The sequence below is a fragment of the Oerskovia rustica genome (assembly GCF_014836555.1).
In the GTDB taxonomy this organism is placed as follows: domain Bacteria; phylum Actinomycetota; class Actinomycetes; order Actinomycetales; family Cellulomonadaceae; genus Oerskovia; species Oerskovia rustica.
The window spans coordinates 116,988-138,570 of the sequence record NZ_JACSQQ010000002.1 but is presented as its reverse complement, the minus strand read 5'-3'; the positions used below and the strand labels follow the sequence as shown (position 1 = coordinate 138,570).

General features: G+C 73.3%; 17 protein-coding genes and 1 riboswitch. Of the genes, 9 read left to right on the top strand and 8 right to left on the bottom strand.

The annotated features are described in order from the left end of the window. Positions 1 to 36 precede the first annotated feature (36 nt). Both H9652_RS01815 and H9652_RS01810 read right to left on the bottom strand, forming a co-directional pair. On the bottom strand, positions 37 to 1,860 hold the full coding sequence (locus tag H9652_RS01815) for a phospho-sugar mutase (RefSeq protein ID WP_191794382.1): 1,824 nt from the start codon (positions 1,858 to 1,860) through the stop codon (positions 37 to 39). A gap of 1 nt (position 1,861) precedes the next feature. Continuing rightward, complete coding sequence (locus H9652_RS01810; protein ID WP_191794381.1) at positions 1,862 to 2,701, bottom strand: purine-nucleoside phosphorylase; 840 nt, start codon at positions 2,699 to 2,701, stop codon at positions 1,862 to 1,864. 119 nt (positions 2,702 to 2,820) lie between these two features. Here H9652_RS01810 and H9652_RS01805 point away from each other — a divergent pair, with 119 nt between their 5' ends. After that, positions 2,821 to 4,260, top strand: coding sequence for an NAD(P)H-quinone dehydrogenase (locus tag H9652_RS01805; protein WP_404821984.1), 1,440 nt, complete (start codon positions 2,821 to 2,823; stop codon positions 4,258 to 4,260). Positions 4,261 to 4,332: 72 nt separating this feature from the next. On the opposite strand, the gene H9652_RS20145 is transcribed toward H9652_RS01805, so the two are convergent. Further along, positions 4,333 to 7,071, bottom strand: a complete 2,739-nt coding sequence (locus H9652_RS20145; RefSeq protein ID WP_191794379.1) for an endonuclease/exonuclease/phosphatase family protein — start codon at positions 7,069 to 7,071, stop codon at positions 4,333 to 4,335. 197 nt (positions 7,072 to 7,268) lie between these two features. Between H9652_RS20145 and H9652_RS01795 the strand changes: the two genes are divergently transcribed. The 5 genes from H9652_RS01795 (at position 7,269) to H9652_RS01775 (ending at position 13,832) form a co-directional block, all read left to right on the top strand. After that, a complete protein-coding gene (locus H9652_RS01795; protein WP_191794378.1) occupies positions 7,269 to 8,807 on the top strand; it encodes a CoA-acylating methylmalonate-semialdehyde dehydrogenase in 1,539 nt (512 codons plus the stop codon). Positions 8,808 to 8,847: 40 nt separating this feature from the next. After that, the gene (locus tag H9652_RS01790; protein WP_191794377.1) at positions 8,848 to 10,302 is read left to right on the top strand and encodes an aspartate aminotransferase family protein; all 1,455 of its coding nucleotides are present in this window, start codon (positions 8,848 to 8,850) and stop codon (positions 10,300 to 10,302) included. Then, positions 10,299 to 11,132, top strand: a complete 834-nt coding sequence (locus H9652_RS01785; RefSeq protein WP_191794376.1) for a nitrilase-related carbon-nitrogen hydrolase — start codon at positions 10,299 to 10,301, stop codon at positions 11,130 to 11,132. The genes H9652_RS01790 and H9652_RS01785 overlap by 4 nt, the downstream gene beginning before the upstream one ends. A gap of 107 nt (positions 11,133 to 11,239) precedes the next feature. Beyond that, on the top strand, positions 11,240 to 12,691 hold the full coding sequence (gene hydA, locus H9652_RS01780; RefSeq protein WP_191794375.1) for a dihydropyrimidinase: 1,452 nt from the start codon (positions 11,240 to 11,242) through the stop codon (positions 12,689 to 12,691). A 16-nt stretch (positions 12,692 to 12,707) separates the two neighbouring features. Continuing rightward, positions 12,708 to 13,832, top strand: coding sequence for a TIGR03842 family LLM class F420-dependent oxidoreductase (locus H9652_RS01775; protein ID WP_191794374.1), 1,125 nt, complete (start codon positions 12,708 to 12,710; stop codon positions 13,830 to 13,832). 39 nt (positions 13,833 to 13,871) lie between these two features. Here the strand turns inward: H9652_RS01775 and efeB are convergent, their stop codons facing one another. The 4 genes from efeB to H9652_RS01755 form a co-directional block, all read right to left on the bottom strand. Continuing rightward, on the bottom strand, positions 13,872 to 15,134 hold the full coding sequence (efeB, locus tag H9652_RS01770; RefSeq protein WP_191794373.1) for an iron uptake transporter deferrochelatase/peroxidase subunit: 1,263 nt from the start codon (positions 15,132 to 15,134) through the stop codon (positions 13,872 to 13,874). A gap of 186 nt (positions 15,135 to 15,320) precedes the next feature. Continuing rightward, a complete protein-coding gene (gene efeO / locus H9652_RS01765; RefSeq protein ID WP_191794372.1) occupies positions 15,321 to 16,541 on the bottom strand; it encodes an iron uptake system protein EfeO in 1,221 nt (406 codons plus the stop codon). After that, complete coding sequence (efeU, locus tag H9652_RS01760) at positions 16,538 to 17,413, bottom strand: iron uptake transporter permease EfeU (protein WP_191794371.1); 876 nt, start codon at positions 17,411 to 17,413, stop codon at positions 16,538 to 16,540. The genes efeO and efeU overlap by 4 nt, the downstream gene beginning before the upstream one ends. Positions 17,414 to 17,644: 231 nt before the next feature. Beyond that, positions 17,645 to 18,421, bottom strand: a complete 777-nt coding sequence (locus tag H9652_RS01755) for a methyltransferase domain-containing protein (RefSeq protein ID WP_191794370.1) — start codon at positions 18,419 to 18,421, stop codon at positions 17,645 to 17,647. Positions 18,422 to 18,552: 131 nt separating this feature from the next. After that, positions 18,553 to 18,619, top strand: a riboswitch (guanidine-III (ykkC-III) riboswitch). A 13-nt stretch (positions 18,620 to 18,632) separates the two neighbouring features. Between H9652_RS01755 and H9652_RS01750 the strand changes: the two genes are divergently transcribed. Together H9652_RS01750 and H9652_RS01745 are read left to right on the top strand one after the other, a co-directional pair. After that, positions 18,633 to 18,947 (top strand): DMT family transporter, encoded by a 315-nt coding sequence (locus H9652_RS01750; protein ID WP_138823905.1) that lies wholly within the window; start codon positions 18,633 to 18,635, stop codon positions 18,945 to 18,947. A 1-nt stretch (position 18,948) separates the two neighbouring features. Continuing rightward, positions 18,949 to 19,326 (top strand): DMT family transporter, encoded by a 378-nt coding sequence (locus tag H9652_RS01745; RefSeq protein WP_191794369.1) that lies wholly within the window; start codon positions 18,949 to 18,951, stop codon positions 19,324 to 19,326. Positions 19,327 to 19,435: 109 nt separating this feature from the next. Here the strand turns inward: H9652_RS01745 and H9652_RS01740 are convergent, their stop codons facing one another. Continuing rightward, positions 19,436 to 19,978, bottom strand: a complete 543-nt coding sequence (locus H9652_RS01740) for an NUDIX hydrolase (RefSeq protein WP_318243941.1) — start codon at positions 19,976 to 19,978, stop codon at positions 19,436 to 19,438. A 160-nt stretch (positions 19,979 to 20,138) separates the two neighbouring features. Here H9652_RS01740 and H9652_RS01735 point away from each other — a divergent pair, with 160 nt between their 5' ends. Then, positions 20,139 to 21,548: an MFS transporter gene (locus H9652_RS01735; RefSeq protein WP_318243940.1), complete on the top strand. Its 1,410-nt coding sequence runs from the start codon at positions 20,139 to 20,141 to the stop codon at positions 21,546 to 21,548. The last annotated feature ends 35 nt before the right edge of the window (positions 21,549 to 21,583 follow it).

Sequence of the window (21,583 nt, the reverse complement as noted above, 5' to 3'; positions counted from 1 at the left end):
GTCAGGGGTGGGGTCGGCCGCCAGGACCGCCCGTCGTCAGATGCCGAGCGCCGCCGCCACGTCCGCCCGGACCTGGTCGAGGCGGGTCCGCGCGAAGGCGCGGGCTGCGGTGAGGTCGTCGTAGCTCGCGTCGGACGCGACCGGGACGATCACCTCGAGGTAGCACTTGACCTTCGGCTCGGTGCCGCTGGGGCGCACGATGACCCGGGTGCCGTCCGCGGACAGCAGCCGGACGCCGTCGGTCGGCGGCAGCCCGTCGAGCCCCTCGGACAGGTCGACGACGTCGCTGACCCCCGAGCCCGCGAGCGTGCGCGGGGGCGCCGCCCGCAGCCGCGACATGGCCGCCGGGATCTGGTCGAGGTCGGTGAACCGGGCCGAGAGCTGGTCGGTCACGTGCAGGCCGTGAGCACGGGCCAGGTCGTCGAGCGCGTCGACGAGCGTGCGCCCCTCGGCCTTGAGGCGGTTCGCGAGCTGGGCCAGGAGCAGGGCGGCGCTGATGCCGTCCTTGTCCCGCACGACCTGCGGGTCGACGCAGTAGCCGAGCGCCTCCTCGTAGCCGTAGACCAGGCCGTCGACGCGCGAGATCCACTTGAACCCCGTGAGCGTCGCGGAGTAGCCCAGCCCGTGGCTGTCGGCGATCTTGCGCAGCAGCCGCGAGGACACGATCGAGCTCGCGAAGAACGGGGTCCCGTCCGCGCCTCCCGGCGCGTCCGCACGTCGGCCGATCTCCTCGCCGAGCAGCGAGCCCACCTCGTCCCCGTGCAGCATGCGCCACCCGTTCGACCGGGCGGTCTCGGCCCCCTGGTACGTCCCGACGCGCGGGTCGTACACCGCGAGGGCGCACCGGTCGGCGTCGGGGTCGTTCGCGATCACCAGGTCCGCCTTGGCGTCCTGCGCGTACGCGAGCGCGAGGTCGATCGCGCCGGGCTCCTCCGGGTTGGGGAAGGCCACGGTCGGGAACAGCGGGTCCGCCTCGAACTGCTCGGCGACGCTGATGACGTCGGTGAAGCCCGCGTTCCCCAGGACCCGGTTGAGCACCTCGCCGCCCACGCCGTGCAGCGGGGTGGCGACGATGCGCAGGTCGCGCGCGGCGCCGTCGGACAGCCGGCCCACGGACTCGACGTAGCCGAGCGCGAGGTCGCGGCCCAGGACCGTCCAGCCGTCGGTCGCGCGGGGGACCTGCGCGGCCACGGGCGAGCGGTCGATCGCGGCTGCGATCCCGGCGTCGTACGGGGGCACGATCTGCGCCCCCTGGCCCGAGTCCGTGACCACTCGGCCGCCGAGGTACACCTTGTAGCCGTTGTCCGCCGGGGGGTTGTGGCTCGCGGTGACCATGACGCCCGCGTCGGCACCCAGGTGGCGCACCGCGTAGGCGAGCACGGGCGTCGGGAGGGCGGACGGCAGGATCGACGCCTCGACGCCCGCAGCCGTGAACACCGCGGCGCTGTCGAGCGCGAACGTGTGCGAGTGGTGCCGGGCGTCGTACCCGATGACGACGCGCGGTGTCTGCCCCGGCAGGGCGTCGCGCAGGAACGACGCGAGGCCCGCCGCGGCCCGGATCACGACCGCGCGGTTCATACGGTTGGGTCCCGCCGCCATCTCGCCGCGCAGGCCCGCGGTGCCGAACTGGAGCGTGCCGACGAAGCGGTCGCGCAGCTCGGCCCGTGCCCGGGCGCGCACCTCGTGGTCGCGCGGGTCGGGGGAGTCGGCCTCCGTGAGGAGAGTGCGCAGCTCGGCCTGGTCGGCGGGCTCGGGGTCCGCCTCGATCCAGGCCTCGACCTGCGCCAGGAAGGACGCGTGGCCCTGCCCGGCCTCGTAGCCGGGGTCGTCCACGTCGAGGTGGTCCTGGGGGTTCGTCATGTCACACCAGCTTCGCGATCTCGGCGAGCAGGGAGCTGATCCGGGGGCCGGCCGCCTGGCCGGCCTCGATGACCTCGCCGTGCGAGAGCGGCGTCGGGCTGATGCCCGCGGCGAGGTTCGTGACCAACGAGATGCCCAGCACCTCGAGCCCCGCGTGGCGCGCGGCGATGGCCTCGAGCGTGGTCGACATGCCGACGAGGTCCGCACCCAGGACGCCCGCCATGCGCACCTCGGCCGGGGTCTCGTAGTGCGGGCCGGGGAACTGGGCGTACACGCCCTCGCCGAGCGAGCCGTCGACCGACCTGGCCAGGTCCCGCAGGCGCGAGGAGTAGAGGTCCGTCAGGTCGACGAACGTCGCACCCTCCAGGGGGGAGGTGGCGGTGAGGTTGATGTGGTCGCGGATGAGCACCGGGGTGCCCGGGCCGTGGTCGAGGTTCAGGCCGCCGCACCCGTTGGTGAGGATCACGGTCTGCGCGCCGGTCGCCGCCGCGGTCCGCACGCCGTGGACGACGTGGCGCACGCCCTTGCCCTCGTACAGGTGGGTGCGCGAGCCGAGCACGAGCGCGTGACGGACCGAGCCGTCGGCGCGCTCGATCCGGATCGAGCGTGTCGTCGCGACGTGGCCGGCGACGGCGGGCTTGGAGAACCCGGGGATCTCGTTCGTGGGGATCTCCGCGACGACGTCGCCCAGGAGCTCTGCCGCCCCGCCCCAGCCCGACCCGAGCACGAGGGCGACGTCGTGGCCCTCGATCCCGGTGGCTTCGGCGATGTGGTCCGCAGCGGCGCGGGCCACGAGGAACGGGTCGGTCGTGGGGTCGTCGAGAGACAAGGTCGTCGTCATAGGACGAGGCTATCCGTTCTGACGCCCCGCGCCCCACGGAACGCCCGTCCTCGCCCCAGCGCGTCGTCCTGTCCGCATGCTGACACGAATGGCCCTCGGATGCTGACAGAATGGCACCTGTGACGAACGAGAACCCCGACCTGCAGGCCAGCCGCATCGTGATCCTGGGCGGTGGACCCGGAGGCTACGAGGCGGCTCTCGTCGCCCGTCGGCTCGGTGCCGACGTGACCGTCGTCGAACGCCAGGGCCTCGGCGGCGCCGCCGTGCTCACCGACGTGGTGCCGTCCAAGACCCTCATCGCGACGGCCGACTGGATGACCATCGCCGACCGCGCCGCCGACCTCGGCATCCGCCTGCCCGTCGACACGGCCAAGGCCGCGCACCCCGCGATGCGCCGCCACATGGTCGACCTCGACGCCGTCAACACCCGCGTCATGGCGCTCGCGGCCGCTCAGTCGGCCGACATCCACGCGCGTCTGGAGCGTGAGGGCGTGCGCGTCCTGATCGGCGAGGGGCGCCTCGAGGGTCCGTCGCGCGTGCAGGTCACGCTCCAGGAGGACGCGGCCGAGGTCTCGGTCGACGCCGACGTGATCCTCCTCGCGCTCGGCGCGACGCCCCGCGTGCTGCCGACCGCGATCCCCGACGGGGAGCGCATCCTCACGTGGACCCAGCTCTACAACCTCAAGGAGCTCCCTGAGCGCCTGATCGTCGTGGGCTCGGGCGTCACGGGAGCCGAGTTCGCGGGCGCCTACAACGCGCTGGGCTCCGACGTCGTGCTCGTCTCGAGCCGCGACCGCGTGCTGCCGGGCGAGGACGCCGACGCGGCCGAGCTCATCGAGGGGGTCTTCCGCTCGCGCGGCATGACGGTCATGTCCCGCACGCGCGCCGAGGCGGCCGTGCGTACCGACGAGGGCGTCGAGGTCACGCTCGCCGACGGTCGCGTGGTCAAGGGCTCGCACGTGCTGCTGGCCGTCGGGTCCATCCCCTCGACCGCGGGCATCGGGCTCGAGGAGGCCGGTGTGCGGCTGACCCCGAGCGGCCACGTGCAGGTCGACAAGGTCTCGCGCACCTCGGTGCGCGGCATCTACGCGGCAGGTGACTGCACGGGCATCCTGCCGCTCGCCTCGGTCGCCGCGATGCAGGGCCGCGTGGCCATGTCGCACGCACTGGGCGACGCCGTGAGCCCCATCAAGCTGCGCACGGTCGCCGCGAACATCTTCACGGCCCCCGAGATCGCGACCGTCGGGTACAGCGAGGAGAAGCTCAAGGAGCAAGGGTCCAAGTACGTGACCACGACGCTCCCGCTGGCCCGCAACCCGCGCGCCAAGATGCTCGGCATGCGCGACGGGTTCGTCAAGCTGTTCGCGCACCCCGAGGCGAGCGTCGTCCTGGGCGGTGTCGTCGTGGCCCCGCGCGCGAGCGAGCTCATCTTCCCCATCACTCTCGCGGTCGCGCACCGCCTCACGGTCGACGACGTCGCGGAGGCCTTCACGGTCTACCCGTCGCTGTCCGGGTCGATCGCCGAGGTCGCGCGCATGCTCCACCACCGCGAGGACTGAGGCGCAGGCCCCGCGGCCCCGACGGCGGCTCGGGACGTCGGGCGCCGCGCCGCCGGAGGCCGCGGCCCGCGGCTACCCGGCCGGTGCGGGCTCCTGCTCCTGCGCGGGACGCACCACGGTCACGAGCGGACGGTGGTCGGACGAGACGTCGTCCAGGACCCGGAAGCGCTCGAAGCCGAGGCCCGCGCCGAACATCCAGTCGATGCGGTGGCGTGGCGCGTCGGCGGGGGACGTGAGGTCGTCCGCGTTCCCCGCCTGGTCCTGCCCGCTCACGAGCCCCTGGGACTCGACCAGGGTGATCTCGTCCCAGTCGGGTTCGGCGTTGAAGTCACCCGCGAGCAGGTAGGCCCCCGCGACCGGCTCGGCCGTGAAGAGCGCGTCGAGCTGGTCGAGGCGGGTCGGGGTGTTCTCGCGGCGGTGCTGCAGGTGCACGGAGGTCACGCGCAGCCCGTCGGCCCAGGCGGCGCGCAGGTCGGTCCCGTCCGCAGGCGTGACGGTCGCGGAGATCGCGGACCGGTGCTGCGGACCTGCGCCGAAGGGCAGCGACGTCCGCGACACGTCGGAGACCGTGACGGTGTCCGGGTCCCAGAGGATCGCGTTCCCGAACTGGCGGTCGGCCGCCCCGACGAACGCGACCTCCATGTCGGTGGCGCGTGCGAGGTAGCTCGCCATGTCGATGCCACCGCCCAGCACCCAGCCGCGCGAGACCTCCTGGAGCGTCACGACCTGGGCGCCCGAGTCGCGGATCGTCGCGGCGACGTCGTCGAGCTCGACCGACGGCGTCGAGCTGACCCCGTAGTGCAGGTTCCAGTCGAGGACGACGAGGCCCTGCTCGTCGCCGGCCGCCGCCCCGCTCGCCGTCCGGTCACCGGTCGGCAGGTCGACGAGCTGCACGGCGGCGCCGCCCACGGCCAGGACGGCGACCGCGGCCACGACGGGTAGCGCGACGCGCACGCTCGGCGGGGCGACGCGTGCAGCCGCGGCGGTGCCCGCGGCGGCCTGGGGCAGCGGGCCGGTGCGACGCAGCCCTGCGACCCCGATCACGAGGGCGACCAGGACCGGCACGGAGGCGTTGGGCACGGGCAGGGGCACGTCGTAGTCGAGCTGGTAGGCCAGGAGCGGCAGGATGAGCCCCAGCCCGACGGCGGTGCTCGCCCCGGCGAGGCGCAGCCAGCCGATCTCACGGGCCGGTCGGGTGAGGGCGTGCACGACGGCGTCGGTCGAGGCGACGGCGAGGCCGACGGCGCAGACCAGGAGCGCCCAGGCGAGCAGGTCGTCGAGCACCTCGGTCCGGCCGGGCAGCACGAAGACGACCAGGGCGAAGGCGACGAGCGCCACGAGGTCGGCCCACCGACCCAGGACCGACAGGACGACGTTGCCCCCGGGACGGCTCGACCGCGCGGTGCCCCGGACGGTCGTCAGCCCGACCATCAGGGCCATGACCACGACGGCTCCCGCGGCCACGGCCAGGGGGAGTCCGGTCTGCGACGCGATGAAGGCAGGGTTGCCGAAGACCATGACGCCCAGCGCGAGGTACGGGCCGAGCACCCAGATCCCGCGGGCCCCGGGGGCGGCGGGGTCTCGGCGCAGCAGCCAGGCCGAGACCACGGCCAGGCCGCCCAGCGCGAGGGGGGCCACCCAGGAGAGCAGACCGGTGCGCCAGTACGCGTCCCACGTCCCGTGGAGCAGGCTCACGCCCGCGGCGCCGAGGACGCCCAGGGACACGCCGAGGGCGACCATGCGCCCGTTCGCAAGAGGCGTCCAGGCGCCTCCCACCCTCTCGGGGGAGTCCTCGGCGGGCGACGGTCGGACGCCGCTCACGAACGCGACCACGATGACGAGCGTGGCCACCGCGAGCGAGGCGCCCCCGAGCCCCAGCCCGTAGCGGGCCGACCCGAGCGCCCCGTCCGAGCCGGCGGCGATCCCGAGCCCCTGCAGACCCAGCCGCCACCCGACCAGGGCGAGCACCGCGCCGAGCGTGACCCGCCCGGAGATCGGCAGTCGCGCGGCGATGATCGTCACGGCCAGCGCGGGAGCCGCGTACGTGATCAGGGCCGTCCCGGCGGCGACGGTCACGCTCGAGGCGAAGGCACGGTCGAGCAGGGGGCCGCTCGCCCGGATCATCTCGACCGCGAGCGCCGTGACGACGGTGAGCAGGAGCAGGCGGGCGGCGTTGCCGCGGCCGAGCCGTGTCACGTGCCGGGCCGCGTGGGAGAGCTGTCGACGGGTCGGGAACGGCGTCGACGAGCCGGCCGTGGCGCCAGGGGCCGTGGCGTCGGCGGTGTCGGCCGCGGCCTCGGTGGCGTCGGCGGAGGTCACCGCGCCGGCCGCGCCGTTCGTCGCGCCGGTCGCGCCACCGGTCGTCGATGGGGCGCGCGACGGGTCGAGCGGAGCCCCGGCGGACGCCGTCCGGCTCGGAGCGGGCGAGTCGGCCGCGTCCGGCTCGACCGCCGTGGGCGCGCCAGGCGCCTGTGACAGGTTCGGGGCGAAGCGTGCCGCACGCTCACGCCACGCCGACGGGGCCGGGGCGGTCTCTGTCGAGACCTCGACCCGCTCCCAGGCGGAGGCCCCGGCCGTGGTGGGCAGGGCAGACGTCCGGGGGCGCGCGGTCGGCAGCGCGCCGGTGGCGGGTGACGAGTGCCAGGAGGTGTCCGCCTGGCGCACCAGGGCTGCCTGCTCGGCAGCACGTCGCTCGGCCCGGGTCATCGGCCGTGCGGGAGCGGGAGCGGGGTCCGGTCCGGGAGGAGGAGACCCTGCCGGGGTTCGCGGGTCGCCCGGGTCGTGGCTGCTCGTGGGGTGCTCGTCGGTCACGGCCCGACCGTACCCGGGCCCGGTGGCGCGATGACAGCGGCACGCACGGTGGGAGAGCGCCCCGGCACGCTTCACCCGGGCAGACCCTGCGATCTGTGATCGACCTCACACGAAAGGGGTCCTCGTGCCACACTGGGACTCAGTCGTCGACGACCCGGGCCGCCGTCCTGCGTGCCGCGCCCGGGAGGGAGGCCAGCATGACGAGCAGCACCCCCGAGAGGGCCCCAGGGGTGATCGGACACGTCGTGGGCGGCCGCCGCGTGGACGACGCGCACCGGTACGGAGCCGTCCACGACCCGGCCACCGGACGGGTCACGGGTCGCGTCGCCCTCGCCTCGGCGGCCGACGTGGACGCGGCCGTCGCCGCGGCGCTCGCGGCCTTCCCGGGCTGGTCCCGGACGGGCCTGTCGCGGCGCGTCGAGATCCTCTTCGCGTTCCACGAGCTGCTGCGCGGGCACCGGGACGAGATCGCCCACCTGGTCTCGGCCGAGCACGGCAAGGTCGTGTCCGACGCCGAGGGGGAGGTCGCGCGAGCGCTCGAGAACGTCGAGTTCGCGACCGGTATCCCGCACCTGCTCAAGGGGGGCTTCAGCCAGCAGGTCTCGACCGGGGTGGACGTCCACGAGGTCAAGCAGCCGCTGGGCGTCATGGTCGGCATCACGCCCTTCAACTTCCCTGCCATGGTGCCGCTGTGGATGATCCCGACGGCGATCGCGTGCGGCAACACGTTCGTGCTCAAGCCGAGCGAGCGCGACCCGTCGGCGTCGTTGCTGGTCGCCCGGCTCCTGGCCGAGGCCGGGCTGCCCGACGGTGTCGTCAACGTGGTGCAGGGCGACCGGGTCGCGGTCGACCGGCTCCTGGAGCACCCCGACGTCGCCGCGATCAGCTTCGTCGGCTCCACGCCCGTCGCCCGCCACGTCTACGAGACGGGCACGCGCCACGGCAAGCGGGTCCAGGCGCTGGGCGGGGCGAAGAACCACCTGGTCGTCCTGCCCGACGCCGAGCTCGACGCCGCGGCGGACGCGGCGGTCTCGGCGGGCTACGGGTCTGCGGGGGAGCGGTGCATGGCGATCTCGGTCGTGGTCGCGGTGGGCGACGTCGCCGACGCCCTCGTCGAGGCGATCCGCACGCGCGTGGCGGGGCTCGTCGTCGGGCCGGGGAACGACCCCGCCTCCCAGATGGGGCCGCTCATCACGGCCGAGCACCGGGACCGGGTCGCGGCGCGCGTGGGCAGCGCGGTCGAGGAGGGGGCGGTCCTGGTCCTGGACGGGCGGGACGGGCCGCCCGTCGGACCGGGGCCGGACGGGCAGGACACGAGCGGCGGGTTCTTCCTGCGCCCGAGCCTCGTGGACCACGTGCGGCCCGAGCACACGGTGTACCGCGAGGAGGTCTTCGGGCCCGTGCTCTCGGTCGTGCGGGCCGAGACGTTCGACGACGCCCTGCGGCTCGTCAACGAGAACCCGTACGGCAACGGTGCGGCCATCTTCACGCGGGACGGGGGAGCCGCCCGACGCTTCGAGGTCGAGGTGCAGGCCGGCATGGTCGGCGTCAACGTCCCCATCCCGGTGCCCGTCGGCTACTACTCGTTCGGCGGCTGGAAGGGCTCGCTGTTCGGGGACTCCCACATGTACGGCCCCGAGGGCATCCACTTCGCGACCCGGACCAAGGTCGTGACGTCGCGGTGGCCGGACCCCGCGACCAGCAGCATCGACCTGGGGTTCCCCCGGACCCGGTGACGAGGCGGACGAGCCGACGGACGAAAGGACGGCGAGCCGGATGACGGACGCAGTGCAGGGCACGGGACGGGCCGGACGGGACGACGCCCACGTCTTCTACTCGTGGTCGGCGCAGGAGCTGATCCGGCCCGTGACCATCGCCGGCGGTGAGGGCGCCTGGTTCTGGGACGAGAAGGGCACGCGCTACCTGGACTTCGCATCGCAGCTCATCAACCTCAACCTGGGGCACCAGCATCCTGCGCTGGTGGGCGCGATCCAGGCGCAGGCCGGACGTCTCGCGACCGTCGCGCCGTCGTTCGCGAACCCGGTGCGCAGCGAGCTCGCACGCCTGATCGTCGAGCGTGCGCCGGGCGGCGCCGACGGCGGGCTGAACCGTGTGTTCTTCACCAACGGGGGCGCCGACGCCGTGGAGAACGCCGTGCGCCTCGCCCGGCGCCACACCGGTCGGCAGAAGGTTCTCGCGGCCTACCGGTCCTACCACGGCAACACGGGCACGGCCGTGACGGCCACGGGCGACCCGCGCCGCTGGCCCAACGAGGTGGACCCGGGCGTGCGGCACTTCTTCGGGCCCTACACCTACCGGTCGTCGTTCGGGGCCACGACCGACGCCGACGAGTGCGTCGCGGCGCTGCGCCACCTGCGCGAGGTCGTCGAGCTCGAAGGACCCGCGACGATCGCCGCGATCCTGCTCGAGACCGTGGTCGGGACCAACGGCGTGCTCGTGCCCCCCGACGGCTACCTCGCAGGGGTCCGCGAGCTGTGCGACGAGCACGGCATCCTGTACGTCGCGGACGAGGTCATGGTCGGCTTCGGACGCGTCGGCGAGTGGTTCGCCGTGGACCACTGGGACGTCGTGCCGGACCTCGTGGTCTTCGCCAAGGGCGTCAACTCGGGTTACGTCCCGCTCGGCGGGGTGATCGTGTCCGAGCGCGTCGCCGCGAGCTTCGACCGCACCCCGTTCCCCGGCGGGCTCACCTACTCGGGTCACCCGCTCGCGTGCGCGCCCGGCGTCGCGAGCATCCACGTGCTCGAGGAGCAGGGCATCCTCGACCGGGTCCGGTCGCTGGGCGAGCGGGTCCTGGGAGAACGCCTGCGTGACATGGCCGCGCGGCACCCCAGCGTGGGCGAGGTCCGCGGGCTCGGGTTCCTCTGGGCGATCGAGCTCGTCCGTGACCCCCTCACGCGCGAACGTCTCGTGCCGTTCCAGGGCACGCCCGAGCAGAACGCCCCCATGGCCGAGGTCGTCGCCGCGGTGACCGCGGGCGGCGTCTGGCCGTTCCCGCAGGTCAACCGCCTGCACCTGGCCCCGCCGCTCGTCACGTCGGTCGAGGACCTCGAGCACGGCCTCGACGTCGTCGACGCGGCGCTCGACGTCGCCGACCGGTACGTCGTCGAGCCGGTCCGGCACCGGCGCCGCACCGTGCCGACGGCGCCGTCCGCCGAGCACAACGGCCACCGCCCCCGTCCCGCCGCCCCACCCGAGGAGACCCCATGATCGTGCGCGCCGCCCTCACCCAGGTCCGCTGGACCGGCGACCAGGAGTCCATGGTCGCGGCCCACGAGCGGTACACCCGCCAGGCCGCCGACCAGGGGGCCCAGGTCGTCTGCTTCCAGGAGGTGTTCAACGCGCCCTACTTCCCCCAGGTCGAGGACGCCGCGTTCTACTCCTACGCCGAGTCCGTCCCGGGCCCGACGACCGAGCGCTTCGCGGCCCTCGCCAAGGAGCTGGGCATCGTGGTCGTGCTGCCCGTGTACGAGCTCGAGCAGCCTGGGATCCTCTACAACACGGCAGCCGTGATCGACGCCGACGGCAGCTACCTCGGCAAGTACCGCAAGACCCACATCCCGCACCTGCCCGGGTTCTGGGAGAAGTTCTACTTCCGTCCCGGCAACCTGGGCTACCCGGTCTTCGACACCGCGGTCGGGCGCATCGGGGTCTACATCTGCTACGACCGGCACTTCCCCGAGGGGTGGCGGGCCCTGGGTCTCGCCGGAGCGACCATCGTCTTCAACCCGAGCGCCACGAGCCGCGGCCTGTCCAACTACCTGTGGCGGCTCGAGCAGCCCGCGGCGGCCGTGGCCAACGAGTACTACGTCGGTGCCATCAACCGGGTCGGGTTCGAGGAGCTGGGCTCGAACGACTTCTACGGCACGAGCTACTTCGTGAACCCCGAGGGTGCGTTCGTGGGCGAGACGGCCGACGCCTACGAGGAGGAGCTCGTGGTGCGCGTCCTCGACCTCGACCTGCTGACCGAGGTCCGCAACCGGTGGCAGTTCTACCGCGACCGCCGCCCCGACGCGTACGGCCCGCTGACCGCGCCCTGACGCCAACGTGACGGGCCCAGCCGGCCCGACGGCGCCGCACCCCGCACGGCGCCGCACCCCGCACCGCGCGGCACCCGCACCGACCGACGAACGAGAGGACGCACACCATGGCACTGACCCTCATCACGGGTGGCACCGTCGTCGGGCCCACGGGGCGCTCGCGCGCCGACGTCCTGCTCGACGGCGAGCAGGTCGCCGCCCTGCTGCGCCCGGGCGACACGTCGCTCGGCGTGGACCTCGCCTCGGTCGCGCAGACCGTGATCGACGCGACCGGCAAGTACGTCATCCCGGGCGCGGTGGACCCGCACACCCACATGGAGCTGCCGTTCGGCGGCACGGCCGCCTCGGACACGTTCGAGACCGGGACGCGCGCCGCGGCCTGGGGAGGCACGACGACGATCGTCGACTTCGCGGTCCAGCGAACCGGCGAACGGGTCCAGGACTCCCTCGCGGCGTGGTTCGCCAAGGCCGAGGGGAACTGCGCCGTGGACTACGGCTTCCACCAGATCCTCGGCGGGGTCGACGACGACTCGCTCAAGGCCATGGACGAGCTCGTGGCCGAGGGTATCACGAGCTTCAAGCTCTTCATGGCCTACCCCGGGGTGTTCTACAGCGACGACGGGCAGATCCTGCGGGCCATGCAGAAGGCCGCGACCAACGGGTCGCTGGTCATGATGCACGCCGAGAACGGCATCGCGATCGACGTCCTCGTGCGCCAGGCCCTCGACCGTGGCGACACCGCCCCGTACTTCCACGGCACCACGCGCCCCTGGGAGACCGAGGAGGAGGCCACGCACCGTGCGATCATGCTCGCGCGCCTCGCGGGCGCCCCGCTCTACGTGGTGCACATGTCGGCCAAGCAGGCCGTGGCCACGCTCGCCCGGGCCCGCGACGACGGGTGGAACGTGTTCGGCGAGACCTGCCCGCAATACCTGTACCTCTCGCTCGAGGAACAGCTCGGGGCGCCCGGGTTCGAGGGCGCCAAGTGGGTCTGCTCGACCCCGCTGCGCTCGCGGGCCGAGGAGCACCAGGAGGAGCTGTGGCGCTACCTGCGCACGGGCGACCTGTCGGTCGTGAGCACCGACCACTGCCCGTTCTGCTTCAAGGAGCAGAAGGAGCTCGGGCTCGGCGACTTCTCCAAGATCCCCAACGGGATCGGGGGCGTCGAGCACCGCCTCGACCTCGTCTACCAGGGCGTCGTCGACGGGCGGATCTCGCTCGAACGCTGGGTCGAGCTGTGCTGCACGACGCCGGCGCGCATGTTCGGCCTCGGCGACCGCAAAGGGGTTCTCGCCCCGGGAGCCGACGCCGACGTCGTGGTCTACGACCCCGCCGGGCACACCTCGATCGGCTACCCCACGGACGCGGACACCGCGCGCGGGAACCGCAAGACCCACCACATGAACATGGACCACTCCGCCTGGGAGGGCTTCGAGATCGACGGGCACGTCGACGTCGTGATCTCGCGCGGTCAGGTCCTGATCTCCGGCGGCGAGTACCACGGGCACCCGGGGCACGGCCGGTACCTGCGTCGCAGCCACTCGGCGTACCTGAGATGACGGGCGGGGACCAGCCATGACCGCGACCGGCACGGCCGAGCGCCTCGACCTGGGCGTCGTCCTGCAGACCGACCCGCCCGCGTGGCGCGTCGTCGACCTCGCGCGACGCGCAGAGCTCCACGGCTTCAGCCACGTCTGGACGTTCGACTCGCACCTCCTGTGGCAGGAGCCGTACGTCATCCACTCCCAGATCCTGTCCGCGACCCACCGCGTGACCGTCGGGCCCATGGTCACCAACCCCGCGACGCGCGACGTGACCGTGACCGCGTCCACCTTCGCGACCCTCAACGACATGTTCGGCAACCGCACGGTCTGCGGGATCGGCCGCGGGGACTCAGCGGTCAGGGTGACCAACGGCAAGCCCGTGACCCTCGCCGAGCTGCGCACGGCCGTCACGACCATCCGAGGGCTCGCCGGCGGGCAGGCGGTCGAGCACCACGGCTCGACGCTCCACCTGCCCTGGGCCCCCGACAGCCGCACCCCCGTGTGGGTCGCCGCCTACGGCCCGCGCGCGCTGGCGCTCGCGGGCGAGGTCGGGGACGGGTTCATCCTCCAGCTCGCCGACCCCGACATCGTGGCCTGGTCGATCGACGCGGTGCGCCGGGCCGCCGAGCGCGTGGGGCGCGACCCGGCCGAGGTGAGCATCTGCGTGGCCGCGCCCGCGTACGTGACGGACGAGGCGTCGTCGGGCACGGGCGGGGGTGGGCCCGGGAACGTGGGCAGGCGTACGCTCGCCCACGCCTACGACCAGTGCCGCTGGTTCGGCGGCATGGTCGGCAACCACGTCGCGGAGATCGTCGCGCGCTACGGGGCGGGGGACAGCACGGGGACGGACGGCGACGGGGGGCCGAGCATCCCTCGGGCCCTGACCGACTTCGTCGCGGGCCGCGTCGACTACGACTACAACGAGCACGGGCGTGCGGGGAACACGCACACCGCGTTCGTGAGCGACGAGATCCTGGACCGGTTCTGCCTGATCGGGCCGCCCGCGCGGCACGTCGAGCGGCTGCTCGAGCTCAGGGCGCTCGGCGTCGACCAGTTCGCGCTCTACCTCCAGCACGACGCGAACGACGAGACGCTCCAGGCCTACGGCGAGCAGGTCCGTCCCGCGGTCCAGGAGGCGGGCCGGGTCCGCGGGTGACCGGGAAGCGCTCGGTGGTGCGTGGGCGCGGCGGACCGCTCAGGCGAACAGCTCCTGGCCCACGAACGCACCCTGGTCCCCGCCCAGCGTGGCCCCCTCGGCGACCCCGCGCGGCACGGCCCAGATCCCCGAGCCCGTGTGCCGCAGGTACTCGCTCATGAGGTCGTGCTTGGCGAGCGCGTTCTGCATGGGCACGTACTGCGTGGCCGGGTCGCGCACGTACGCGAGGAAGAAGAGCCCTGCGTCGAGCCTGCCGAGCCCGTCGGAGCCGTCGGTGTAGTTGTAGCCGCGGCGCAGCATGCGCGCGCCGCCGTTGCTCGTGGGGTGCGCGAGGCGCACGTGCGAGGCCGGGTCGATGAGCGGGGCGCCGCCGCGGCCCGCCGCCTCGAAGTCGGGCTCGGTGCGCTCCTCGCCGCCGGACAACGGAGCCCCCGACCCCTTGGTGCGGCCCACGATGGTCTCCTGCTCGCGCAGGGGAGCCCGGTCCCACGTCTCGATCGTCATCCGGATGCGGCGCGCGACCAGGTACGAGCCGCCCGTGAGCCAGTCGGCACCGTCGCCCGGTGCGACCCACACGTGCTCGTCGACCGCCGCCGACTCCTCGGACGTGATGTTGGCCGTGCCGTCCTTGAAGCCGAACAGGTTCCGAGGCGTGGGCTGGGTCGTCGTGGTCGACGACGTGCGCCCGTAGCCGAGCTGGCTCCAGCGGACCGACGCCGTCCCGAACGCGATGCGCGCGAGGTTGCGGATCGCGTGGACCGCGACCTGCGGGTCGTTCGCGCAGGCCTGGACCGCGAGGTCGCCGCCGCAGCGCGCGTCCTCGAGCATGTCGCCGGGGAAGTGCGGCAGGTCCGCGAGGAGGTCGGGCCTGCGGCCGTCGAGGCCGAACCGCGGCGTACCGTCCGCGGCCGTGAAGAACGAGGGGCCGAACCCGAAGGTGATCGTCAGGCCCGAGGCCGGCAGGTCCTCGGCCTCGCCCGTGTCGTCCGGCGGGGCGTCGTACGGCCCGGACATGGGCCCGAACTCCCCGGCGGGCAGGCCCTGCGTCATGCGCGAGGCCGCGAGGGTCCACGCGCGCAGCAGCGCGACCACCTCGTCGCGGTCCTGCGTCGTGACGTCCCACGTCGCGAAGTGCAGGCTGTCCTGGACCGGGGTCGTGATCCCGGCCTGGTGCTCGCCCGTGAACGCGAACGCGCCGTCGCCCTCGGCGGGGCCCGCGCTCGGCGCCGAGGTGCGGGCCGTGGCGTTCCCGGCGGCGAAGCCGCCTGCGAGCCCCGCCCCGGCCAGCCCGACGCCGGCCATCCCCAGGAGCGGGGGGGGGGGCGGGGGGGGGGGCGCGCCTCCAGAGGTGGCTCGGCCCGTCCCGAGGCGTCACCGGGAGCGGCGGCCTCGCGGGGTACGCCGGGGCTCTCGTGCTCGGGCGATCCGGTGTCGGGCTGGTCGGCCTGGTCGGGCTGGTCGGGCGTTGTCGTCATGGTGCGTCGATCCTCAGAGCACCACGGCGGCGGTGAGCTGCGAGAGCGGCTCGCTCAGCGAGTCGACGGCCTGCGAGAGCGCCTTGACCTGCTCGGGGGTGAGGTCGGTGTAGAGCACGAACCCGTCGCCCTGCTTCTGCTCGTCGAGCAGGCCCTGGAGCGTCGTGAAGCGGTCGTCGAGCGTCGCGGCGAGCTTCTCGTCCTTGGCCGCCACGACGTCGCGCAGACCGTCGTAGGCGACCTTGGCGCCGTCGACGTTGGCCTGGAAGTCCCACAGGTCGGTGTGCGACCAGATCTCCTCCTCGCCCGTGACCTTGCCCGTCGCGACCTCGTCGAGCAGCCCCTTGGCGCCGTTGCCGATCGCGGGTGCGTCGATGCCTTCCGCGAACGACGCCTCGTGCGTGCGGTCGAAGAGCTCCTGGGTGTCGGCGAGGAGCTGGTCGGCGTACTGCGCGCGCTGCGCGGGCGTCAGTGCCACGTAGGTCTCGCCGCCGTTGGCCTCGGGTGCGGGCTGCCACAGGTCCTTCTCGAGCAGGTGCCAGCCGGTCCACTCCTGGCCCTCTTCGAGGTCGGCCTCGCGCAGGTCCATCTTGGGGTCGAGGTCGCCGAAGGACTCGGCGACGGGCTCGATGCGCTCCCAGTGGACGCGCACCGGGGCGTAGAGCGCCTTGGCGGCCTCGTCGTCGCCCGCCTCGTACGCGGTCACGAACTCCTGGGTGCCCTCGAGGAGCTGCTCGGTCTGGTCCTTGACGTACGCGACGTAGTTGGTCGAGGCCAGCGCGACCTGGTCGGCGACCGCGCCCGTGGGCTCGACGTCCGCGCCCGAGTCGGTCACGGTGAAGTCGGAGCGGATGCCGTCGCCGATCATGCCGGGCTTGCACGCGGTGACGTACTGTCCGGCCTTGGCCGTGAGGACCAGGTCGCGGCTGATGCCCGGGCCGATGTTCTCGACCTCGGACACGATCCGCAGGCCGTCCTCGGCGAGCAGGTAGAACTCGGTCACGTCGTCGCCCGTGTTGGTCACGGTGAAGACGATGTTGCCCGAGGGGGCCTCGGTGGCCGAGAGCGTGCACGCGTCGGCCGACGAGTCGACCGTGAGCTTCGCGGAACCTGCCGCGGAGCTGCTCGCGCCGGCGGGGGCCGGGTCGTTGGGCGTGCAGGCGGCCAGGACGGGGACGAGCAGTGCGGCAGCGAGCAGCGGCGCTGCGGCGCGGGTGGCCCGTGAGCGGGTCATCGGTTTCCTCCGGGAGTCGTGACGGTGGGTGCCGGGGTGCTGGCCTGCGCGGGGGCACTGCTGCGAGGCGCGCTGAACCAGACGGTCCGGACGAAGAAGAACAGCGTGGGGACGAGGTAGAGCCACCAGGCGGCGAGCTCGAGCCAGGTGGTCGCGGGGGAGAAGTTGAAGACGCCCTTGAGGACCGTGCCGTACCAGCTCGACGGCGGGATCTGCGCGCTGACGTCGAAGGCGAGGTCGTGCAGCCCGGGCAGGATGCCGGCCTCCTGGAGGTCGTGCACGCCGTAGGCGAGCACCCCTGCGGCGACCACGATGAGGAACATGCCGGTCCACGCGAAGAAGATGCGCAGGTTGAGCCGGACGGCGCCCTTGTAGACGGCCCAGCCGAGCGCGACGGCGACGGCGAGTCCCAGCACCGCGCCGAGCAGCGGTCTGGTCGTGGTGCCCGTGGCCTGGGCGCCGGCCCAGAGGAACAGGGCGGTCTCGAGGCCTTCGCGCCCGACGGCGAGCAGCGCCATGACGACGACGGCCCACCTCCCGGCGGCCACGGCGTCGTCGAGCCTGTGCTGGAGGTCGGCCTTGAGGTGCCGGGCCGTCCTGCCCATCCAGAAGATCATCCAGGTGATGAGGCCGACCGCGATGATCGACAGCGTGCCGCCGATGGCCTCCTGGGCCTCGAACGTCAGCCCTTGCGGCCCGTAGGTCAGGGCCGCGCCGAAGCCGATCGAGACGGCCACGGCGACACCGACGCCGAGCCAGAGGAAGGGGAGCAGGTCGCGCCGGCCGGTCTTGACCAGGTAGGCGACGAGGATGCTGACGACGAGCGCGGCCTCGAGGCCTTCACGCAGGCCGATGAGGAAGTTGGCGAACACGGGAGTCCTTCGACGGGTCGCGGGGCGGGGGAGCCCGGGAGCCGGAGGCCGTGGCGGCCGGTGGTCGCAGCGGTGGGGCCCGGCCGACCTGGGACTCGCGTCCTAGTTTGGTAAGGCTTGCCTTCCTCCGCGAGAACAGTACTCCTGTCGCCGGTGTGCACGAACCCGTGGTCGCGTGACCCGCCCCACACGGCGGCGCTGACTGCGGGGCCGCGACCCGCGACCGGGAAGCTACGCCGGCGGCCGGTCGGCCACGACGACGAAGAGGGTCACCGACGCGAAGAACGGCTGCGTCGCAAGGTGCTCGGTCCAGCGTGCCTTCGCGCGCTCGCGCAGGTACCCCGCCTCGACGGCGCGACGGGCGACCCGCGCCAGGCCCAGGACCTGGTCCGCCTTGCGGACGTCGCGGAAGACGGCGGTCACGGGGACGACGCGCTCGACCACGAGGCCCGTCCGTTCGGCGAGCCCGGCGAGCCGGCGCCCGATCCTGCCGTTGCGGACGACCTGCTCGACGACGAAGCGCCCGTAGGCGTCGCTCGTCGCGGCGTCGGGGCCGTCGACGACGAGCGTGCCCCAGTCCGGCTCGGCGAGCACCGCGCGACCACCGGGCCGCAGGACCCGGAACGTCTCGGCGAGGACGAGCCCGGGGTCGGCCACGTGCTGGAGCACCCGGTCCGTGTGTGCGCGGTCGACGCTGCCGTCGGGAAGGTCGAGGTGGTGGACGTCCGCCTCCTCGACCCGGACGGTGGTCAGATGGCTCACCAGCGCGCGGGCCCGCGCCACGGCGCCGGCGTCGTGGTCGAGCCCGAGGACGCTCCCGGACGGCCCGACCGCTGTCGCGTACGCCGACAGGTCGGCGCCCGGGCCGCAGCCCAGGTCGAGCACGTCGAGGCCGTCGCGCAGGTCGAGCTCGGCCGTGGCGAGAGCCTTGTAGCCCCGGCCCAGGTCGGAGGCGGCGAGGCGCATCAGGTAGTCCTCGGGAGGAGAGGGCTCGAAGAGTGTCGGCATCCGACGATCCTGGTGGGGTCCTCGCGCCCGAGGGTGAGGCCGGTCGGGAGAGACGGGGTGGAACGTGTGGAGCCCGGGGTGCAGGAGAGCTGATCCCTGGCCAAGACGACACGATGTCGGTACGCTGGTACCAAGTTCCTCGTGACGAGGGACGCGCGGACGAGGGAGCAGTACCCGCACGGACAAGACTGACTCAGAGGGGTTACTTGTCATGGCTTGGGTTGTCCTCGTCCTCTCCGGGATGCTGGAGGCCGTCTGGGCGACGGCGCTGTCCGCATCCGAGAACTTCACGCGCAGGCGACCGACGGTCGTCTTCCTCGTCTCCCTGACGCTGAGCATGGTCGGTCTCGCCTGGGCGATGACCTCCCTGCCCACCGGCACCGCGTACGCGGTGTGGGTCGGCATCGGGGCCACGCTCACCGTGGTCTGGGGCTTCATCACCGGTTCCGAGACCTTCACCTGGCTGCGCGGACTGCTCCTGGTCCTCCTCGTCGGATCCGTCGTCGGCCTCAAGGTGGTGAGCTGACATGCCGTGGATCGTCCTGCTCGTCAGCGCCGTCTTCGAGGCCGTCTGGGCCACGGCCCTCGGCAAGTCCGACGGGTTCTCGCAGCTCGTCCCGTCGATCATCTTCTTCGTCGCGCTCGCCATCAGCATGGGCGGGCTCGGCTGGGCCGTCAAGCACATCCCGATCGGGACCGCGTACGCGGTGTGGGTCGGCATCGGCGCGGCCCTGACGGTCTCCTACGCGATCCTCACCGGCGACGAGTCCGCCTCGGTCGGCAAGGTCGTCTTCATCGCGGGCATCATCGCCGCGGTCGTGGGGCTCAAGCTCGTCCCCCACGGCCCCGGGAAGGGGAGCGCGGACATCGAGGGCGCCGAGGGGTCCTCGACCGGCGCCCCGTAGGCACCCGCACCACCGCACGGCCCGTGACCACCCGCCCCGCGGGACGGTCCCGGGCCGGGCGGGCGCCGGGGGCCTCGGCGTGACAGGCTCCCGGGAGGCGATGCTCCGGTCAGGCGACCTCGGCGAAGCGCCCCACGAGCTCGGGCCACGCGTCCCGGAACGCCTCCAGCAACGGGAGCGAGAGGACGTCACCGACCGCGACCCACGCGATCTCCAGGCTCTCGGCGTCGGTCGCGCGGGCTTCGAGGTGCGCGCCGGGCACGACCTCCGCGAGGACGGTCGTGTACCGCCAGGGCCCGTGGTCCAGGACCTGGTCGCCCACGATCGTCACGAGCGCGGGGTCGACGCCCGCCTCCTCGTGCGCCTCGCGCAGCGCTCCCTGCTCGGGCGTCTCGTCGGGATGGATCGCGCCGCCGGGCACCCCCCACGTGCCGCCCTGGTCGCTCCAGGGTGCCCGGTGCTGGAGGAGCACGTGGCTCACGCGGCCGTCCTCGCCCCGCCGGGCGACGAGCAGCCCCGCGGCGCCCGCGAGCCCCCAGTGCCGCCTGCCGCACGTGCACTCGACCCAGCCGTCCCCGGGCTGGAGGTGGCGCGGTGGATGCGGGGTGTCGGCTGCGTCGCGGGGCGGCGTGGGCTCGGTCGGGATCGTCACGGTCCCACCCTGCCATCCGGGGGAGCCTCGGGGACAGCACGTCGCCCGGGTGCTCACGACGTGGACGGGTGTCGGTCTTGCCGCGCGGGCTGAGGAGTCCGTGAGCGATCACCCGCGGAAATTCCTGGACGCGCACCGCCTCGCCCCGCACCATGGACGGGTGAGTCATCCCGAGCCGAACACCGTGTCCGACCCGACCGCAGAGGATGCCTCGACGGGCACCGACGCCGAGCCCTACGGCCCCCGCACGACCGCCGACCACGCGGCCGCCTCGCACGACCCCGTGGACCCCGTTGACCCGTCCGCGACGACCCCGACGGACGACGAGGCCGACAAGCCGCGCTGGCGCCGCGACGCGACGATCTTCCTGGGCGGCCAGACGGTCTCGCTGTTCGGGTCGATGCTCGTGCAGTACGCCATCATGTGGCACCTGACCCTCGAGACGAAGTCCGGCTCCGTGCTGGCGCTCGCCACGGTGTTCGGGTTCCTGCCGCAGGCCGTCGTGTCGATCTTCGGCGGGGTCTGGGCCGACCGGCTCAACCGCAAGTTCCTGATCATCGCGGCCGACGCGTCGATCGCCGTGACGACCCTCGCCCTCGCGCTGCTCATGCTCGCGGGCACCGACGACCTGTGGCTCATCTACGCCGCGCTCGCGATCCGTTCGGTCGGTGCGGGGATCCAGATGCCCGCGGTGTCCTCGCTCCTGCCTCAGCTCGTCCCGGTGAGCAAGCTCATGCGGGTCAACGGGATCAACGGGTCGATCCAGTCGGCCATGACGCTGCTGGCTCCTGCGGTCGCGGCCGGCGTCTACGCGAGCGCGTCGATCGTCGCGATCTTCTTCGTCGACGTCGTCACGGCCGTGATCGGGATCGGGCTCCTGGCCCTGATCCCCGTGACCAAGGTGCTGCGCGCCGACGAGGCCGCGGGCGAGAAGGTCGGGTACTTCGACGACCTCGTGGGCGGTCTGCGGTACCTGCGCGGCCACACCTTCGTGCGTTGGGTCCTGGGGCTGTACGCGGTCGTCTTCCTGCTGATCGTGGCCCCGTCCTACCTCACGCCGCTCATGGTCGTGCGCACGTTCGGCGAGGAGGTCTGGAAGCTCACCGCCAACGAGCTCGCGTTCTCGTTCGGCGCGATCCTGGGGGGCGTCCTGCTCGCCACGTGGGGCGGGCTCAAGAACCGCGTCGCGATGATCGTGGGCGCGACGTTCGTGTTCGGCGTGCTCTCCGTCGGCCTGGGCCTCTCGACGAACATGTGGGTCTTCTTCACGTTCATGTTCCTGCTCGGCGCCGCCGTGCCCGCCTTCGCCACGACCTCGATGACGGTCCTGCAGGAGACGGTCGAGCCCGACCGGCAGGGGCGGGTCTTCGGGTTCGTCGGCATCGTGATGGCGCTCGCGATGCCGCTCGGGATGCTGATCTTCGGTCCGCTCGCGGACCGGTTCTCGGTCGAGTCGCTCCTGATCGTGTCGGGTGCGCTCATGTTCCTCGTGATCGCGATCGCGGTGCTGGTCCCCTCGGGGCGTCGCGCGATGCGCGCGGCCGACGCGCACAGCACCGTCGCCGCGTAGCCGCGTAGCCGCGTAGCCGCGTCCCGGGGGGCCCC

Bases quoted from the DNA above. Each gene is read 5' to 3' on its own strand.
- H9652_RS01745 (WP_191794369.1), top strand. From the start codon at position 18,949: ATGCCGTGGATCGTCCTGCTCGTCAGCGCCGTCTTCGAGGCCGTCTGG.
- H9652_RS01785 (WP_191794376.1), top strand. From the start codon at position 10,299: ATGATCGTGCGCGCCGCCCTCACCCAGGTCCGCTGGACCGGCGACCAG.
- efeO (WP_191794372.1), bottom strand. From the start codon at position 16,541: ATGACCCGCTCACGGGCCACCCGCGCCGCAGCGCCGCTGCTCGCTGCC.
- H9652_RS01810 (WP_191794381.1), bottom strand. From the start codon at position 2,701: ATGACGACGACCTTGTCTCTCGACGACCCCACGACCGACCCGTTCCTC.
- efeB (WP_191794373.1), bottom strand. From the start codon at position 15,134: ATGGCCGGCGTCGGGCTGGCCGGGGCGGGGCTCGCAGGCGGCTTCGCC.
- H9652_RS01815 (WP_191794382.1), bottom strand. From the start codon at position 1,860: ATGACGAACCCCCAGGACCACCTCGACGTGGACGACCCCGGCTACGAG.
- H9652_RS01755 (WP_191794370.1), bottom strand. From the start codon at position 18,421: ATGCCGACACTCTTCGAGCCCTCTCCTCCCGAGGACTACCTGATGCGC.
- H9652_RS01790 (WP_191794377.1), top strand. From the start codon at position 8,848: ATGACGGACGCAGTGCAGGGCACGGGACGGGCCGGACGGGACGACGCC.
- H9652_RS01795 (WP_191794378.1), top strand. From the start codon at position 7,269: ATGACGAGCAGCACCCCCGAGAGGGCCCCAGGGGTGATCGGACACGTC.
- hydA (WP_191794375.1), top strand. From the start codon at position 11,240: ATGGCACTGACCCTCATCACGGGTGGCACCGTCGTCGGGCCCACGGGG.
- H9652_RS01750 (WP_138823905.1), top strand. From the start codon at position 18,633: ATGGCTTGGGTTGTCCTCGTCCTCTCCGGGATGCTGGAGGCCGTCTGG.
- H9652_RS01775 (WP_191794374.1), top strand. From the start codon at position 12,708: ATGACCGCGACCGGCACGGCCGAGCGCCTCGACCTGGGCGTCGTCCTG.